Raw genomic sequence first — 16704 nt, forward strand, 5'->3', positions numbered from 1 at the left:
TCCCTCATTGGGGGGGTTGGGTTTGCGTGTCTTGCTTCTAGTCGTGTGTTGGGGGGTGTGTTGGGTGGTGGGGGGGGGGGGGGGGGGTGTTTCCCTCCCTTCCCCCCCCCCCCCCCCCCCCCGGTCCGCCGCTAGACGGCGAGCAGCCGGTGCACCGACTCGTCCTGGAGGTCGGCGCGGACGCCGGCACGGGCCACCTCGCCCGCGTCGAGGATGACGAACCGGTCGGCGATCCGCAGGGCAAGTTCGAGGTACTGCTCGACCAGCAGGATCGCCAGTCCCAACTCGTTGTGCAGCCGCTCGATAGCGGCCTCGATCTCCAGGATGATCGACGGTTGGATGCCCTCGGTCGGCTCGTCCAGCAGCAGCATCTTCGGGCGGGTGACCAGGGCCCGCGCGATCGCGAGTTGCTGTTGCTGGCCGCCGGAGAGGAAGCCGGCCCGGCGGCGCAGCAGTGGCGGCAGGGCGGGGAAGAGGTCCAGCGCCTCGTCCACCGCGCTCCGGTCGCCGCCGCCGGGAGACGCCTCCAGCGCCACCTGGAGGTTCTCCCAGACGGTGAGCTGGGGGAAGGTCTCGTGCCCCTGCGGCACGTAGCCGAGGCCGAGGCGCACCCGCTCGTGGGTCTTGAGCCGGGTGATGTCCCGGTCGCCGAACTCGATGGTGCCCTTCTTCGCCGGCAGTACCCCCATGATCGCCTTGAGCAGGGTGGTCTTGCCGACCCCGTTGCGCCCCATCACGCAGACCAGGGAGCCGGCGGGCGCCCACAGGTCCACCCCGAACAGGGCCTGCGCCCGGCCGTACGCGACGTCCAGTCCCGACACCCGCAGCAACTAACCCGCCTCCTTGATCAGCTCGGTGCTCTCCCTACGGGTCCGCCCGAGGTAGACCTCCTGCACCCGGGGATCGGCCTGCACCTGCGCCACCGTCCCCTCGCAGAGCAACCGGCCCTCGTGCAGGACGCTGACCGTGCTGGCGAAGCGGCGCAGGAACTCCATGTCGTGCTCGATCACGATCACGGTGTGTTCCCGGGCCACCTCCTGCAACAGCTCGCCGGTACGTTCCCGTTCCGGCCGGCTCATCCCGGCCACCGGCTCGTCCAGCAGCAGCAGGCTCGGCCGCTGCACGACCAGCATGCCGATCTCCAGCCACTGCCGCTGGCCGTGCGAGAGCACCCCGGCGGGCCGGTGCGCGAGTTCGGTCAGCCCGGTCGTCTCCAGTGCGGCGGCGACCTCGTCGGAGGTGCCCCGGCGCCGCCGCAGCAGGGCGCCGATCCGGCGCCGGAAACTGGCCGCGAGGTCGAGGTTCTCCAGCACCGACAGCTCCTCGAAGACCACCGAGGTCTGGAAGGTGCGCCCGACCCCGAGCCGGACGATCCGGTGCTCGCGCCGACCGACGAGTTCGGTGCCGGCGAAGGTCACCGAACCGGACGCCGGTTTGGTCAGCCCGGTGATCACGTCGATCAGGGTGGTCTTGCCGGCGCCGTTCGGCCCGATCAGGAAGCGCAGTTCACCGGCGGCGACGGTGAAGTCGAGATCGGTGATGGCCCGGAAGCCGGAGAAGGTGACGTTCAGCCCTCGTACCCGGAGCAGTTCGGTCATCTCGCCACCTCGCTCGGCTCGGGCGCCGTGGCGGACGGCGTGGTGTCCACCGGCGGCTGGTCCGGTGGTGTCACCGGCGATCGGGTACGCCGCCGGCGCACCGCCGCACGCCCGTCGGCGAGCAGGCCGGCGAGTCCGCGCGGTGCCCAGAGCATCACCGCGATGAACATCGCGCCCTGGAGGTAGATCCAGTTGTCGGCCGACTCCTCGCTGAAGACCGTCTTGGCGTAGTTGACCAGCAGCGCGCCGCCGACCGCCCCGGCCAGCGAGAAGCGACCGCCGATGGCCACCCCGACCAGCAGTTCGAGGGAGGCGACGATGCCCAGGTTGGCCGGGCTGAGCAGGCCGACCATCGGCACGAACAGGGCACCGGCCAGCCCGGCCATGCCGGCCGAGATGGCGAACGTGATGGTCTTGACCACGGCCGGGTCGTAGCCGAGGAACCGTACCCGGTCCTCGCCGTCGCGGATCGCGACCAGCAGTTTGCCGAACCGGCTGTGGCTCAGTTGCCAGGCGACCAGGAAGGTCAGCCCGAGCACCAGCACCACCACCAGGTAGAGCAGCCGTTTGTCGGCCGGGTCGTAGAGGTCGAGGCCGAAGAAGAACTGGAAGTTGGTCAGCCCGTTGGTGCCGCCGGTCAGGCCCTGCTGACCGACCAGCAGGATGACGAACGCCGCCGCCAGGGCCTGGGACAGTACGGCGAAGTAGGCGCCCCGGACCCGCTGGCGGAAGACCAGCAGGCCGAGCAGGACCGCCACGGTCACCGGTAGCAGCACCGCCATGGCGATGGCGAAGACCGGGTTGGCGAACGGTCGCCAGAGCGCGGGCAGGCTCTCCACCCCGCTCCAGACCATGAAGTCGGGCAGCCCGCCCGGCCCGGCCTCGCGCAGTTTGAGGTGCATGCCCATGGCGTAGCCGCCGAGGCCGAAGAAGACGCCCTGGCCGAGGGTGAGCATGCCGCCGCGCCCCCAGGCCAGGGCGATGCCGACGGCGACGATGGCGAAGCAGAGGTACTTGCCGAGCAGGTCCAGCCGGAACGGCGAGAGCAGGTTCGGCGCGGCCAGGAAGAGCAGGGCCACCACGAGGAAGAGCAGCGGTCCGCCGAGCCGGCCGCGCCAGCGGCGACCGGTGGCGGGGGCCGCCGGGGCGCTCATGCCAGCCCCCTGGTCCGGACCACGAACATGCCCTGCGGCCGGAACTGGAGGAAGGCGATGATCACCGCGAACAGCACCACCTTGGCGAAGCTGGCGCCGTTGTCGACCCAGAACTCGACGAAGCTGTTCAGGATGCCGAGCGCGAACGCGGCGATCACCGCACCGCGCAGTTGGCCGAGCCCGCCGGCCACCACGACCAGGAACGCGTCGACGATGTAGTTGGTGCCCAGGGTCGGGCCGACCGGGCCGATCAGGGTCAGCGCCACCCCGGCGACCCCGGCCAGGCCGGACCCGATGAAGAAGGTGAGCTGGTCGACCCGGCCGGTGGCGACGCCGCTGACGGCGGCGAGCTGCCGGTTCTGCATCACCGCGCGCATCCGCCGGCCGTGTCGCAGCTTGGTCAGGTAGGCCCAGATGCCGATCACGCAGGCGGCGGCGAGCAGCATGATGAAAATCCGGTTGTACGGCAGCCGTACGCCGCCGAGGTCCAGCCCGCCGGTGAGCCAGCCGGGTGCGCGTACCTGGACGTTGGGGGCGCCGAAGATGTCCCGGGCCACCTGTTGCAGGACCAGGCTGACGCCCCAGGTGAGCAGCAGGGTGTCCAGTGGCCGGCCGTAGAAGTGCCGGATCGCCAGCCGTTCCAGGACCAGCCCGAGCAGCCCGCCGACTCCGAACGCCACCGGGATGGCGGCCGGGACCGCCTGCGCCCCGAACACCGGTTGCAGCAGGTACGCCGTGTACGCCCCGGCCATGATGAACTCGCCGTGCGCCATGTTGATGACGCCCATCTGGCCGAACGTGAAGGTCAGGCCGAGCGCGATGAGCAGCAGCACCGCGCCGATGCTCGCGCCGATGACCAGTTGGTTGAGGGTGGCCACGTCTCGACTCCTCCCGCCGTCGCCTCAGGAGAGCCCGCTGGCCCAGGGGTAACCCTTGAGGTACGGGTCGGGCTTGATCGGCTTGCCGGAGTTCCAGACCTCCTTGATCTGCCCGTCCGGCTGGACCAGCCCGATCCTGGCCGTCTTGTAGACGTGCTGGTTCTCGCCGTCGATGGTGACGGTGCCCTCGGGTGCCTCGAACGTGATGCCGCCGGCCGCCGCCTTGACCGCCGCCACGTCGACGCTGCCGGCCTTCTTCACCGCCTCGGCCCAGAGGTGGACGGCGTTGTAGCCGGCCTCCATCGGGTCGGAGGTGACCTTCGCGGCGCCGTACTTGGCCTTGAACGCCTTGACGAAGGTGTCGTTACGGGCACCGGTGGTGGTCTGGTAGTAGTTCCAGGCGACCAGGTGTCCGGCGACGTTGTCCGGGCCGATGCCGACGACCTCCTCCTCGGCGACGCTGACCGAGACCGTGGGCATCGCCTGCGCGGTGATGCCGGCGCTGCGCAGCTGCTTGAAGAAGGCGACGTTGCTGTCCCCGTTGAGGGTGTTGAAGACCGCGTCCGGCTTGGCCTGTTGGAGCTTGTTGACCACGGTGCTGTACTCGGTGTGGCCGAGCGGGGTGTACTCCTCGCCGAGGATCTCCATCCCGTTCGCGGCCGCGTACGCCTTGATGATCTTGTTCGCGGTACGCGGGAAGACGTAGTCGCTGCCAACCAGGAAGATCTTCTTCTTGCCCTGTTCGGCGAGGTAGTCCAGACCGGGCACGATCTGCTGGTTGGTGGTGGCCCCGGTGTAGAAGATGTACGGCGAGCTCTCCAGGCCCTCGTACTGCACCGGATACCAGAGCAGCGCCTTGTTGCGCTCGAAGACCGGCAGCATCGCCTTGCGGCTGGCCGAGGTCCAGCCGCCGAAGACGGTGGCGACCTTGTCCTGCGAGATCAGCTTCTGCGCCTTCTCGGCGAAGGTGGGCCAGTCCGACGCGCCGTCCTCGACCACCGGCTCGATCTTCTTGCCGAGCACACCCCCGGCGGCGTTGATCTCCTCGATCGCCAGCAGTTCGGCGTCCCGTACGGTGACCTCGCTGATCGCCATCGTGCCGCTGAGCGAGTGCAGGATGCCGACCTTGATGGTGGCCGAATCCCCGGCCGAGCTGCCGGGATCCTCGACGCAGCCAGCCGTCAGGAGAAATGTCGACAATATACAAACGGCGGCCAGCCGGTTGCGCAACCCTCGTGCCATCCGGGTCTCCTTCGAGTCGATGTCGGAGTGCCGCCACCGTAGGAACCAGGGATTTCATGAATCTGAGTACATCGATGTCATGCGTGTTAACGGCTTCTCACGCGCCCGACGAGCAGCGGGTGAGTATCGATCGCACCCCAGGTCAGAGGCTATACATGGCGGGTATACACGTCGTGTAGAGTGCTCCGCATGTCAATCGGGCAGACCTTCCTCGGGCTCCTGGAGTCCCACCCCCGCCACGGCTACGACCTCAAGCGGGCCTACGACGAACGGTTCGGACACGGCCGACCGCTGCACTACGGTCAGGTCTACTCGACCCTGGCCCGGCTACTCAAGAGCGGCCTGGTCGAAATCGACGGCGTCGAACCGGGCGAGGGCCCCGAACGCAAGCGGTACGCCGTCACCGCCTCCGGCGTCACCGACGTGCAGACCTGGCTGGCCAGCCCGGAGAAGCCCGACCTCTACCTGCAGAGCACCCTCTACACCAAGGTCCTGCTCGCCCTGCTGACCGAACGGAACGCGGCCGAGATCCTCGACGTGCAGCGGGCCGAACACCTGCGTCTGATGCGCGAGCTCACCCAGCGCAAGCTCGGCGGCGACCTGTCCGACCAGCTCATCTGCGACCACGCCCTGTTCCACCTGGAGGCCGACCTGCGCTGGCTGGAGCTGACCACCGCCCGCCTCGACCAGCTCGCCGCGACGGTGCGCAAGTGACCGCCGAACCAGGGCCCGACCAGCGGCCCACCGACGCCGCCGAGCCGCTCCTGGTCGCCCTCGACCTGCACAAGACGTACGGGTCGACGCCGGCCCTGGACGGGGCGTCGATCACCGTACGGGCCGGCGAGATGGTCGCCGTGATGGGCGCGTCGGGATCCGGCAAGTCCACCCTGCTGCACTGCCTGGCCGGCATCGTCCGGCCCGACTCCGGACAGGTCCGCTACCGGGACCGGGAACTGTCCGCGATGTCCGACGGCGAGCGCAGCGCGCTGCGCCGGGGCGAGTTCGGCTTCGTCTTCCAGTTCGGCCAACTGGTGCCCGAGCTGACCTGCCTGGAGAACGTGGCCCTGCCACTGCGGCTGGACGGGGTCCGACGCCGGGAGGCCGAGCGGCGGGCCGCCGAGTGGCTGGAGCGCCTTGAGGTCGCCGACGTGGCCGGCAAGCGGCCGGGCGAGATCTCCGGCGGCCAGGGGCAGCGGGTGGCGGTCGGCCGGGCCCTGGTCACCGCCCCTCGGGTGATCTTCGCCGACGAGCCGACCGGAGCCCTGGACTCGCTCAACGGCGAACGGGTGATGCGGCTGCTGCGCGAAGCCGCCAAGCAGACCGGTGCGGCCGTGGTGCTGGTCACCCACGAGCCCCGGGTGGCCGCGTACTCCGACCGTGAGGTGGTGGTCCGCGACGGCCGCAGCCGCGACCTCGAACTGGTGTCGCCGTGAGCCGTGACCACCACGACCGGCGGTCCGGGCCCGGCCGCTGGCGCGACGACCTGCTGCTCGGCGCCCGGCTGGTCTTCGTCGGCGGCCGGGAGGGGCTGCTGCGGAGCACGCTGGCCGCGATCGGCGTCGGCCTCGGCGTGGCACTGCTGCTGGTCGCCGTCTCCATCCCGACCATGCTCGGCGACCGGTCCGAGCGCGGCGCCGCCCGCGACGACCAGCAGTACGAGATCGAGCTGACCGCGCCCGCCGCGAACACCGCGCTGATCGGCCAGTTCAACACCAGGTTCGGCGATCACTCGCTGCGCGGCCGGGTGCTGCGACCGGAGGGACCGGACGCCCCGGTGCCGCCCGGCCTGGACCGACTGCCCGGACCGGACGAGATCGTCGTCTCGCCGGCCCTGGCCGACCTGCTCGCCTCCCCCGAGGGCACGCTGCTGCGGCCCCGACTCGACTACCCGATCGTCGGCACCATCGGCGACCGGGGCCTGACCGGCCCCCGCGAGTACGCCTTCTACCTGGGCAGCGACCGGATCAGCATGGGCCAGTCCGGGATCGGCCGGATCGACCACTTCGGCGACCCGAGCACCGGCGAGGGGCTCGACCCGGTTCTGCTGCTGCTCGTGGTGATCATCCTGGTGGTCCTGCTGCTGCCGATCGCCGTGTTCATCGGCACCGCCGTACGTTTCGGCGGCGAACACCGGGACCGCCGGTTGGCGGCGCTGCGCCTGGTCGGCGCCGACCGGCGGATGACCATCCGGATCGCCGCCGGGGAGTCCCTGGTCAGCGCCCTGCTCGGGCTCGCCGCCGGGGCGCTGTTCTTCCTCGTCGGGCGACAGTTCGTCGGGCTGTTCGCCCTCCAGGAGATCAGCGTCTTCCCGGCCGACGTCCGCCCCGACCCGGTGCTGACCGTGCTGATCCTGCTCGGCGTGCCGGCCACGGCCGTGGGGGTTTCGCTGCTCGCCCTGCGCCGGGTGGCGATCGAACCGCTCGGCGTGGTCCGCCGCGCCACCGGGACCCGACGCCGACTCTGGTGGCGACTGATCGCACCGGTCGCCGGTGCCGCCCTGCTCTTCCCGCTGGCCGGCTCGGTCAGCCGGGCCGGGGAGCCGGTCAACTCGGCCCGGATCGCCGTCGGTGTGCTGCTGCTGCTCGTCGGGGTGACCACCGTGCTGCCCTGGCTGGTCGAAACCGTGGTGGGCCGGCTGCGCGGCGGTGGCGTCGCCTGGCAGCTCGCCACCCGGCGGCTGCAACTCGACAGCGCCGCCTCCGCCCGCATGGTCAACGGGGTGGCGGTCGCCGTCGCCGGTGGCATCGCGCTCCAGATGCTCTTCGGCGGCGTCTCGCCGACCTACCGCACGGAGACCGGCCAGGACCCCACCCGAGCCGACATGTACGCCGAGATCACGCTCGGCGACACCGGCGGCACCAGCGCCGACGCCGCCACGATCGAGGAGCGGCTGCGGACCACCACCGGGGTCCGGTCGGTGACCCCGGTGGTGCAGACCTACCTGTTCCCCGCCGGCACGACCCCCGGCAGGGACGGGAACCGCCGGGTCTGGCCGCTGCTGGTCGGTGACTGTGCCGCCCTGGCCGAGGTGGCCACCCTCGACCACTGCGCCGACGGCGACACGTTCGCCGTACCGGGCGAGGGGTTGGAGTCGCTGCCGTCGGGCGGGCAACGGGTCGAGGTCGGCTCGCCGGAGGACGTCACCGGTCGGCCCTGGACCGTGCCGGCCGGGATCCGCGCGGCGACCAGCCGACCCTCCCCGGACGCGGGCAACCGCAGCGGGATCCTGGCCACCCCCGGGGCGGTGGACCCGGCCGCCCTGCGGGACTCGCTGATCTTCGTCTACCTGCGACTGGACCCGGCGGTGCCGGACGCGGTGGAACACGTACGCAACACCGCGGCGGGCATCAGCCCCGTGATGAACATCTGGCCGCTGCGGGCCACGGCCGAGAGCAACAGGTTCGGCGACATCAGCCGTGGCCTGTTCGTCGGGGTGGTGGCGGTGCTGCTGCTGATCGGCGCGAGCCTGCTGGTCACCACCCTGGAGCAGTTGCGGGAACGACGCCGGCTGCTCGCTGTACTGGTCGCGTTCGGCACCCGGCGCACCACGATGATCTGGTCGGTGCTGCTCCAGACGGCGGTGCCGGTGCTGCTCGGGCTGGCTCTGGCGACCGTACTCGGCGCCGGCCTCGGCGGGGTGCTGCAACGGATGGTGCAACTGCCGGTACGGCTGGACTGGGTGAGCCTGGCCCAGCTCTCCGGCGTGGCCGCCGGGGTGGTACTGCTGGTGACCGTACTCAGCCTGCCGGCGCTCTGGCGGCTGATGCGCCCGGACGGGCTGCGGACCGAATGACGGCGGTGTGCGGGCCCCTTTCCCCACCGGAGAGGGGCCCGTGCACGGTCAGCGGGCGAGGCGGGCCGCTCGCGCGTCGCGCTTCTCCTCGAACCGGGAGGCCGCCTGGTCCAGCTCCTCCAGGTGCGCGGCGAGCTGCTCACGGGCAGCCTCGCCGTCGGCGTCCAGCCCGGTGACGTTCCAGACGTCCCACTGGCGCAGCACCGGCACCAGCACGTCGTCCCGGTGCTGGCGCAGGTCGTAGATGCCGGCCAGGGCGATCGCCACCGACTTGCGGGTGAAGCCGTCGATGCCGTTGCCGGGCATCTGGAAGTTGGCGGCCACGTCCGCCACCGCCCGCATCGCCTGGCTCGGTGCCAGCGCGAAGGCGGCGGCGAGCAGGTTGCGGTAGAAGATCATGTGCAGGTTCTCGTCGGCCGCCACCCGGGCGAGCAGCTGCTCGCAGAGCGGGTCGCCGGTGACCCGGCCGGTGTTGCGGTGCGAGATCCGGGTGGCGAGTTCCTGGAACGACACGTACGCCAGCGAGTGCAGCACCTCGTCCGGGTGGTCGTTGCTGAACCCGGCGGACATGTGCACCATCCGGGCCCGCTCCAGCGCCACCGGGTCGACCGCCCGGGTGACCGTCAGGTAGTCGCGGATCGCGACCCCGTGCCGGCCCTCCTCGGCCGTCCAGCGGTGCACCCAGGTCCCCCACGCGCCGTCGCGCCCGAACAGCTTCGCGATCTCGTGGTGGTACGACGGCAGGTTGTCCTCGGTGAGCAGGTTGACCACCAGCGCGGTCCGGGCCACCTCGGGAAGCTTGAAGTCCTCCGGGGACCACGGGTCGCCACCCAGCAACCCGTCGAACGTCCGCCCGTCGCTCCACGGCACGTACTCGTGCGGGAACCACTCCTTGGCGACCGCGAGGTGCCGGTCGAGGTTCTGGGCGACGACGGAGTCCAGCTCGGTCAGCAACGCGGTCTGGCTGAGCGGACGGGTGATGGCGGCAGTCACGGGCTCTCCCTACGGTGGCGTAAGTTACGCTACCGTAGGTCAAGCCGGACCGCAGCGCCAGTCCGCCCGCTCAGCCGGCCCGCTTGCTCAGCCGGCCCGCCCGAGCCGCCCGACGCTCAGCTGACCAGGGGACGCAGGTCCTCGACCGGCGGTGTCCAGTCCTCCGCCGTGGCCGGCACCTGCTCGCCGGAGCGGATGTCCTTCACCTCGTCCACCGCGTCCTGCGCGCCCGGGAACCACACGTACGGGATCCCGCGCCGCTCGGCGTACCGGATCTGCTTGCCGTACTTCGCCGCCGACGGGGAGACCTCGGTGGCGATCCCGCGCCGGCGCAGCGCCGCCGCGATCCGGTCACTGGACGGCCGGTCCTCCTCGGCCGAGAGCGCCACCAGCACACAGGTCGGCACCAACCGGGAGACGTGCAGCTCACCCGCGCCGAAGAGGAGCCCGAGCAGCCGGGTCACGCCGATCGAGATGCCGACACCGGGGTACGTGGTCGAGCCGGCGGTGGCCAGGTTGTCGTACCGGCCGCCGGAGCAGATCGAGCCGAACCGCTCGTAGCCGCGCATCTGCGTCTCGTAGACCGTACCGGTGTAGTAGTCCAGGCCACGGGCGATGCGCAGGTCGGCGACGCAGAGGCCGGGCGAGTGCGCCCCCGCCGTCTCCACCACCGTGACCAGCTCGGCCAGCCCCTCGTCGAGCAGCGGGTGCTCCACCCCGAGGGCCCGGACCGCGTCGGCGAACGACGCGTCCGGCCCGCTGATCTCGGCCAGGGCGAGACACGCCTTGGCCTGCGCCTCGGTCGCGCCCGCGGTCTCGACCAGCAGCGCCGCGACCCGGTCCGGCCCGATCTTGTCGAGCTTGTCCACGGCACGCAGCGCGGCATCCGGGTCGGTCAGCCCGATGCCCCGGTAGAAGCCCTCGCTGACCTTGCGGTTGTTCACCTGGATCACGATCGGCGGGATCGGCAGGCCGCCGAGGGCGTCGCCGATGACCAGCGGCAACTCGGCCTCGTAGTGCGCCGGCAGGGTGTCCCGGTCGACGATGTCGATGTCGGCCTGGAGGAACTCCCGGTAGCGCCCCTCCTGCGGGCGCTCGCCCCGCCACACCTTCTGGATCTGGTAGCGGCGGAACGGGAACTGCAACTTGCCGGCGTTCTCCAGCACGTAGCGGGCGAACGGCACGGTCAGGTCGAAGTGCAGGCCCAGGGCGTCGTCACCGGCCGGACCGCCCGGGTCCTCCTGCAACCGGCGCAGCAGGTAGACCTCCTTGGAGGTCTCCCCCTTGCGCAGCAACTGGTCCAGTGGCTCGACCGACCGGGTCTCCAGCGGCGCGAAGCCGTACAGCTCGAAGGTCCGCTGGATCCGGTCGACCACGTACTGCTCGATCATCCGCTGCGGCGGGGCCCACTCGGGGAAACCGGAGATGGGCGTGGGCTTGCTCATGATGCTCCTTGAACTCCCGCGCGACGCGCGCGGGCGGGATCTGGGTGACGCGAGGCGCGGACCTGCTACCAGCCCCGCTGGGAACCGGCCGGTCGCGCTTCGTCGGACGAGACGACCTGACGCAGGTACGGGTTGCTCGCGCGCTCGCGGCCGATGGTGGTCTCGGGTCCGTGGCCGGGCAGGACGACGGTGTCGTCGGCGAGCGGGAGGATCTTGTCCCGCAGGCTGGTCAGCATGGCCGGCATGCTGCCCCCCGGCAGGTCGGTGCGGCCGATCGAACCGGCGAACAGGACGTCCCCGGAGAGGCAGAGCTGGTCCGCCTCCCAGATCGATCCGACCGCCGGCAACCGGAAGAGCACCGACCCGCCGGTATGGCCCGGTGCGTGGTCGACGGTGATCTCCAGCCCGGCGAGGCTCATGCTCGCGCCGTCGGTCAGCTCGGCCACGTCCTCCGGCTCGGCGTACGGCAGCCGGCCGCCGAAGAGCTGGTTCAGCTCGGCGGAGAGCCCCTTGCTCGGGTCGGCGAGCAGTTCCCGGTCGGCCGGATGCACGTACGCGGTGATCCCGCGGGCACCGCAGACCGGTGCGACGGAGAAGACGTGGTCGAGATGGCCGTGGGTCAGCAGGACGGCGGCCGGCTGCAACCGGTGCTCGTGCAGGAGGGCGTCGAGTTGGTCGATCACTCCGATTCCCGGGTCGACCACGACACACTGCTCTCCCGGCGCGGTCGCGAGCACGTAGCAGTTGGTGCCGAAGGCGTCCGCGGGAAACCCGGCGACGAACACGTCCGCTCCCCTCCCGTCGACGTTGGCGTCCCCCGCAGCCTATCCGTCGGGCCGCTCGGGTGCCGCGCCGCACACACCGTCCGGGCCCCGTCGAGGCGTCCCGCCCGGCGGTCCGGGTGTACCGGCGGATCGGACACCGGGTCACGTACGCCGCACGCGGTGTCGGCCGAGTCGATCGGCGTGGGGGGATATATCCGATAGAACGGTCAGCAGTAGTGCCGACGGGCGGTCCGGGGACAGAGATTTACGCAGCGGCCACCTCGTACACCACATTCTCAGGAGATAGCCGTACACTCTGGCGGGCGTGTGGCGTGGCGCACTTGACGCCCGACGGCGGAAACGTGGCCGTCCGCCACGACCAGGGTAGAGGGAAAAGGAGCGCGGGTGGCTTCCAGCAGGGACCGGCAGCGCAAGTTGGCGCGTGCCAAGCTCGACCGGCAGATGGCTCGGCGAGCCGCCTCCGCCCGGCGTCGGCGACAGATCCAGGCCGGGGTCGGCGCGGCTCTCGCGCTGGCGCTGATCGTGGTCGGGTCGGTCTGGGCGCTCGGCGGTTTCGACCGCGAGCCGAGCCCGGCCGCAGCGCCGGAGATCTGCGCCTGGACCCCGCAGGACGCCGCGTCGAACAGCAGCCTCAAGGACGTCGGCCAGCCGTCGACCACGGGGCTGCCCACCGCCGGCACCCGCCCGATGACGATCACCACCAACCAGGGCAGCCCGGTCACGGTCGACCTCGACCTGGCCAACGCGCCCTGCGCCGGGGCGAGCTTCGCCCACCTGGCCGGCCGGTCGTTCTACGACAACACCACGTGCCACGAGATCACCGCCGACGGCGCGCTGCGCTGCGGCGACCCGAGCGGCACCGGCCAGGGCGGCCCCACCTACACCTTCACCAGCGAGAACGTGCCGTCGGCACCGGCGCCGGAACCGAGCCCGTCGGCCAGCCCGGCAGCGGGCCAGCCGCCGCTCTACCCGGCCGGCACCGTCGCCCTGATCGGCAGCGCGCCCGGCGCCAACGGCAGCCAGTTCCTGATCTTCTTCAAGGACTTCAACCCGACCGAGCCGGCGTACCCGATCGTGGGGAAGGTCAGCTCCGGCCTCGACGTGATCCAGAAGATCGGCACCACCGAACTGGTGGACAATGGCAGTGGCGAGAAGGTCAAGCCGAAGACCGACGTGGTGATCCAGAGCCTGACCGTCGGCGAGGTCGCCACCGACGCACCGCCCGCCGCCCCACCGGCGACGCCGACCGCCAGCCCGTCGGCGGCCGGGCAGTCCTGAAGCAGAGCCCAGAAACCAGCCGCGGACGCAGCACCGCAGCGTTGATAGCCCAGGAGGAGTCACCGTGACGTCCACGAGAGAGCGGCAGCGCGCCGCGGCGCGGGCACGGCTCGAACGGGAGATGGCCCAGCGGGCCGCCGCCGCCCGTAAGCGCCGCCAGCTGCAGACGACCGTCGGCGCCGGGGTGGCTCTGCTACTGGTCATCGCCGGCACCGTGTGGCTGGTCGCCAGCCTCGGCGACGACAACAAGGCCACCGACGCGGCGCCGGTCGGTGCCGGCTCGACCCAGTGCACCTGGACCGACATCCCGGCCGACCAGCGGACACCGACGACCAAGGACGTCGGGCTGCCGCCGACCTCGGCACCGAACGTCGGCTCGCAGACGATGACCATCGACACCGGGCTCGGGCCGATCACCGCCAAGCTCGACCTGTCGAAGGTGCCGTGCACGGCGGCCAGCTTCACCCACCTGGCGGAGAAGAAGTTCTTCGACAACACCAAGTGCCACCGACTGGTGACCGAGGGCCTCCAGGTGCTCCAGTGCGGCGACCCGAGCGCCACCGGCGCCGGCTGGCGGGACAGCGACGGCACCGGTGGCCCGAGCTACCGGATGGCCGAGGAGAACCTGCCGACCGAGCAGCGTCCGCCGTACCCGGCGGGGGTCATCGCGATGGCCAACTCCGGCCAGCCCGGCTCCAGCGGCAGCCAGTTCTTCATCGTGTACGGCGACTCGCAGCTCGACGCGACCTACACCGTGCTCGGTACCGTCACCAGCGGGATGGACCTGGTCAAGGAGGTCGGCGCGGCCGGCGACGACGGCGCCTTCGCCCAGCAGGCCGGCGGCGGCCACCCGAAGAAGGAAGTTCTGATCAAGTCGTTGACGATGAGCAGCGTGGCCGGCTGAGCAAGCCGCCACCAGCGCCACGGCAACGAGAAGGGGCGGTCCGCTACGGCGGGCCGCCCCTTCTGTTCGTCCTCGGTCGTGCTGCCGCTTCCGTGCCTGCCGTCGGTTCCGGGCGGGTCAGGCGCCGGAGGTGACCCGGTAGGCGTCGAAGACGCCGTCGACCTTGCGGACCGCGGCCAGCAGGTGCCCCAGGTGCTTCGGGTCGGCCATCTCGAAGCTGAACCGGCTCACCGCCACCCGGTCGCGGGTGGTGGTGACGGTCGCGGAGAGGATGTTGACCCGCTCGTCGGAGAGGACCCGGGTCACGTCGGCGAGCAGCTTGTGCCGGTCCAGCGCCTCGACCTGGATCGCCACCAGGAAGGTCGACGCCGAGGTGAGCTTCCAGCTCACCTCCACGATCCGCTCCCCCTGCACCCGGAGGTCCTCGGCGTTGGCGCAGTCGTCCCGGTGCACGCTGACCCCGCCGGAGCGGGTCACGAAGCCGAACACCGAGTCCGGCGGCACCGGGGTGCAGCATCGGGCGAGCTTGATCCACACGTCGCTGACCCCCCGGACCACCACACCGGGGTCGTGGCTGGAGGTACGGCTGCGCGGCGGACGGGTGGCGACGGCGGTCTCGGCGATGTCCTCCGCCGCGCCCTCCTCGCCGCCGTAGCCGGCCATCAGCCGCTGCACCACCGACTGGGCGGAGACCTGGCTGTCACCGACCGCCGCGTAGAGCGACGCCACGTCGGCCAGGTGCAGGTCCCGGGCGATCGCCATCAGGTTGTCGGAGCTGAGCATCCGCTGCAACGGCATGCCCTGCTTGCGCATCTGCTTGACGATCGCGTCCTTGCCGGCCTCGATCGCCTCCTCGCGGCGCTCCTTGTTGAAGTACTGACGGATCTTCGTCCGGGCCCGGGGGCTCTTGACGAAGCCCAACCAGTCCTGGGTCGGGCCGGCGGTGTCGGACTTCGAGGTGAAGATCTCGATCACGTCGCCGTTGGAGAGCGTCGACTCCAGCGGCACCAGCTTGCCGTTGACCCGGGCGCCGATGCACTTGTGCCCGACCTCGGTGTGCACCGCGTACGCGAAGTCGACCGGAGTCGACGCCGTCGGCAGCGGGATCACGTCGCCCTTCGGCGTGAAGACGTACACCTCCTGGCTGGACAGGTCGAAGCGGAGCGCGTCGAGGAACTCGCTCGGGTCGCTCGCCTCCCGCTGCCAGTCCAGCAGCTGCCGCAGCCAGGTCATCTCGTCGATGTTGGCCGGCGGGCCGACGACGGTCGCGCCCTTCTGCTCCTTGTACTTCCAGTGCGCGGCGATGCCGAACTCCGCGGTGCGGTGCATCGCGTACGTCCGGATCTGCATCTCCACCGGCTTGCCGCTCGGGCCGATCACGGTGGTGTGCAGGGACTGGTACATGTTGAACTTCGGCATCGCGATGTAGTCCTTGAACCGGCCCGGTACGGGCTGCCAGTTCGCGTGGATCACACCGAGCGCGGCGTAGCAGTCGCGGACCGTCTCGACCAGGATCCGCACCCCGACCAGGTCGTAGATGTCGTTGAAGTCCCGGCCCCGGACGATCATCTTCTGGTAGATCGAGTAGAGGTGCTTCGGGCGCCCGGTCGTCTCCGCCTTGATCTTGGCGGCCTTGAGGTCGACCTGCACCTTCTGCGTCACCTGGCGCAGCAGTGCCTCGCGCTGCGGCTGGTGCTCGCCGATCAGCCGGTTGATCTCCTCGAACCGCTTGGGGAACAGCGTGCCGAAGGCGAGATCCTCCAGCTCCCACTTGATCGTGTTCATACCCAGGCGGTGCGCCAGCGGGGCCAGGATCTCCAGCGTCTCCTTGGCCTTCTGCTCCTGCTTGGCGCGGGGCAGGAAGGTCAGCGTACGCATGTTGTGCAGCCGGTCGGCGAGCTTGATCACCAGGACCCGGGGGTCCTTGGCCATCGCGACGACCATCTTCCGGATCGTCTCGGCCTTGGCCGCGTCCCCCAGCTTGACCTTGTCGAGCTTGGTGACCCCGTCGACCAGCAGGGCCACCTCGGCCCCGAAGTCGATCCGCATCTGGTCCAGGCCGTAGTTGGTGTCCTCGATGGTGTCGTGCAGCAGCGCGGCGACCAGCGTGGTGGTGTCCATGCCGAGGTTGGCCAGGATGGTGGCCACCGCCAGCGGATGGGTGATGTACGGGTCACCGGACTTGCGGTACTGCCCCGAGTGCCAGCGGGCGGCCATGTCGAAGGCGCGTTGCAGCAGCCGGGCGTCCATCTTGGGGTGGGCGGCCCGGTGCGTGGCGATCAGCGGTTCGAGCACCTCGCTCACCTGCGGCGTCTGCCAGGGAGCGTTGAACCGGGCCAGCCGGGCCCGGACCCGCCGCCCGGTCGGCGCGCTGGCCAGACCGAAGCTGGACGTGGGCGCGCCGGGTTCGTCGGTGGTGACGAGGCGACCGGCCATGCCGATCGGCACCACGACGCCACCGACCGGGACGATCGGTACGGGTACGGATGTCGCGGTCGCGCCGAGACCGTTGACCGGGGACCCCGACGGGGCGACCGCGATCGGGACGACGGCGGCGGGATCGTCACCGGCCACCGCCGCGATCGGTACGACGACAGCACCGTCACCGGAGGCGCCGTTACCGCCGTGGAGCGC

The 16704-nt window shown here is 71.0% G+C and carries 14 protein-coding genes; 5 read left to right on the forward strand and 9 right to left on the reverse strand.

Annotated elements, in window-relative coordinates:
• Positions 1-131 precede the first annotated feature (131 nt).
• Genes urtE through urtA form a run of 5 tightly spaced genes read right to left on the reverse strand, consistent with a single transcriptional unit; the run spans position 132 to position 4872 of the window.
• Complete coding sequence (urtE, locus tag ACZ6QQ_RS28460) at positions 132-821, reverse strand: urea ABC transporter ATP-binding subunit UrtE (protein ID WP_465880631.1); 690 nt, start codon at positions 819-821, stop codon at positions 132-134.
• Between the two features lie 9 nt (positions 822-830).
• Positions 831-1598 carry an urea ABC transporter ATP-binding protein UrtD gene (gene urtD, locus ACZ6QQ_RS28465; RefSeq protein ID WP_465880448.1) on the reverse strand — a complete coding sequence of 256 codons (768 nt, stop codon included), beginning with the start codon at positions 1596-1598 and terminating at the stop codon, positions 831-833.
• Complete coding sequence (urtC, locus tag ACZ6QQ_RS28470; protein WP_465880449.1) at positions 1595-2752, reverse strand: urea ABC transporter permease subunit UrtC; 1158 nt, start codon at positions 2750-2752, stop codon at positions 1595-1597. The genes urtD and urtC overlap by 4 nt, the downstream gene beginning before the upstream one ends.
• Positions 2749-3630, reverse strand: coding sequence for an urea ABC transporter permease subunit UrtB (gene urtB / locus ACZ6QQ_RS28475; protein WP_465880450.1), 882 nt, complete (start codon positions 3628-3630; stop codon positions 2749-2751). Before urtB ends, urtC begins: the two co-directional genes overlap by 4 nt.
• Before the next feature lie 24 nt (positions 3631-3654).
• Positions 3655-4872, reverse strand: a complete 1218-nt coding sequence (gene urtA / locus ACZ6QQ_RS28480; protein WP_465880452.1) for an urea ABC transporter substrate-binding protein — start codon at positions 4870-4872, stop codon at positions 3655-3657.
• Positions 4873-5061: 189 nt separating this feature from the next.
• Between urtA and ACZ6QQ_RS28485 the strand changes: the two genes are divergently transcribed.
• Genes ACZ6QQ_RS28485 through ACZ6QQ_RS28495 form a run of 3 tightly spaced genes read left to right on the forward strand, consistent with a single transcriptional unit; the run spans position 5062 to position 8665 of the window.
• The gene (locus tag ACZ6QQ_RS28485; RefSeq protein ID WP_465880454.1) at positions 5062-5586 is read left to right on the forward strand and encodes a PadR family transcriptional regulator; all 525 of its coding nucleotides are present in this window, start codon (positions 5062-5064) and stop codon (positions 5584-5586) included.
• Positions 5583-6305, forward strand: a complete 723-nt coding sequence (locus ACZ6QQ_RS28490; RefSeq protein ID WP_465880455.1) for an ABC transporter ATP-binding protein — start codon at positions 5583-5585, stop codon at positions 6303-6305. The genes ACZ6QQ_RS28485 and ACZ6QQ_RS28490 overlap by 4 nt, the downstream gene beginning before the upstream one ends.
• On the forward strand, positions 6302-8665 hold the full coding sequence (locus tag ACZ6QQ_RS28495; protein ID WP_465880456.1) for an FtsX-like permease family protein: 2364 nt from the start codon (positions 6302-6304) through the stop codon (positions 8663-8665). Before ACZ6QQ_RS28490 ends, ACZ6QQ_RS28495 begins: the two co-directional genes overlap by 4 nt.
• Before the next feature lie 48 nt (positions 8666-8713).
• Here ACZ6QQ_RS28495 and ACZ6QQ_RS28500 read toward each other — a convergent pair whose 3' ends face one another.
• From ACZ6QQ_RS28500 to ACZ6QQ_RS28510, 3 genes are all read right to left on the reverse strand, one after another.
• Positions 8714-9658, reverse strand: coding sequence for an acyl-ACP desaturase (locus tag ACZ6QQ_RS28500; RefSeq protein WP_465880457.1), 945 nt, complete (start codon positions 9656-9658; stop codon positions 8714-8716).
• Positions 9659-9774: 116 nt separating this feature from the next.
• Positions 9775-11103 carry a histidine--tRNA ligase gene (gene hisS / locus ACZ6QQ_RS28505; RefSeq protein WP_465880458.1) on the reverse strand — a complete coding sequence of 443 codons (1329 nt, stop codon included), beginning with the start codon at positions 11101-11103 and terminating at the stop codon, positions 9775-9777.
• Between the two features lie 65 nt (positions 11104-11168).
• Positions 11169-11888, reverse strand: a complete 720-nt coding sequence (locus tag ACZ6QQ_RS28510; RefSeq protein ID WP_465880460.1) for an MBL fold metallo-hydrolase — start codon at positions 11886-11888, stop codon at positions 11169-11171.
• A gap of 384 nt (positions 11889-12272) precedes the next feature.
• On the opposite strand from ACZ6QQ_RS28510, the gene ACZ6QQ_RS28515 reads away from it, so the two are divergent.
• Complete coding sequence (locus tag ACZ6QQ_RS28515; RefSeq protein WP_465880461.1) at positions 12273-13166, forward strand: peptidylprolyl isomerase; 894 nt, start codon at positions 12273-12275, stop codon at positions 13164-13166.
• Positions 13167-13230: 64 nt separating this feature from the next.
• On the forward strand, positions 13231-14070 hold the full coding sequence (locus ACZ6QQ_RS28520; protein WP_465880463.1) for a peptidylprolyl isomerase: 840 nt from the start codon (positions 13231-13233) through the stop codon (positions 14068-14070).
• A gap of 117 nt (positions 14071-14187) precedes the next feature.
• Here ACZ6QQ_RS28520 and ACZ6QQ_RS28525 read toward each other — a convergent pair whose 3' ends face one another.
• The gene (locus ACZ6QQ_RS28525) at positions 14188-16644 is read right to left on the reverse strand and encodes a RelA/SpoT family protein (RefSeq protein WP_465880632.1); all 2457 of its coding nucleotides are present in this window, start codon (positions 16642-16644) and stop codon (positions 14188-14190) included.
• Between the last annotated feature and the right edge of the window lie 60 nt (positions 16645-16704).

The organism is Micromonospora sp. NPDC049529 (genome assembly GCF_055586685.1).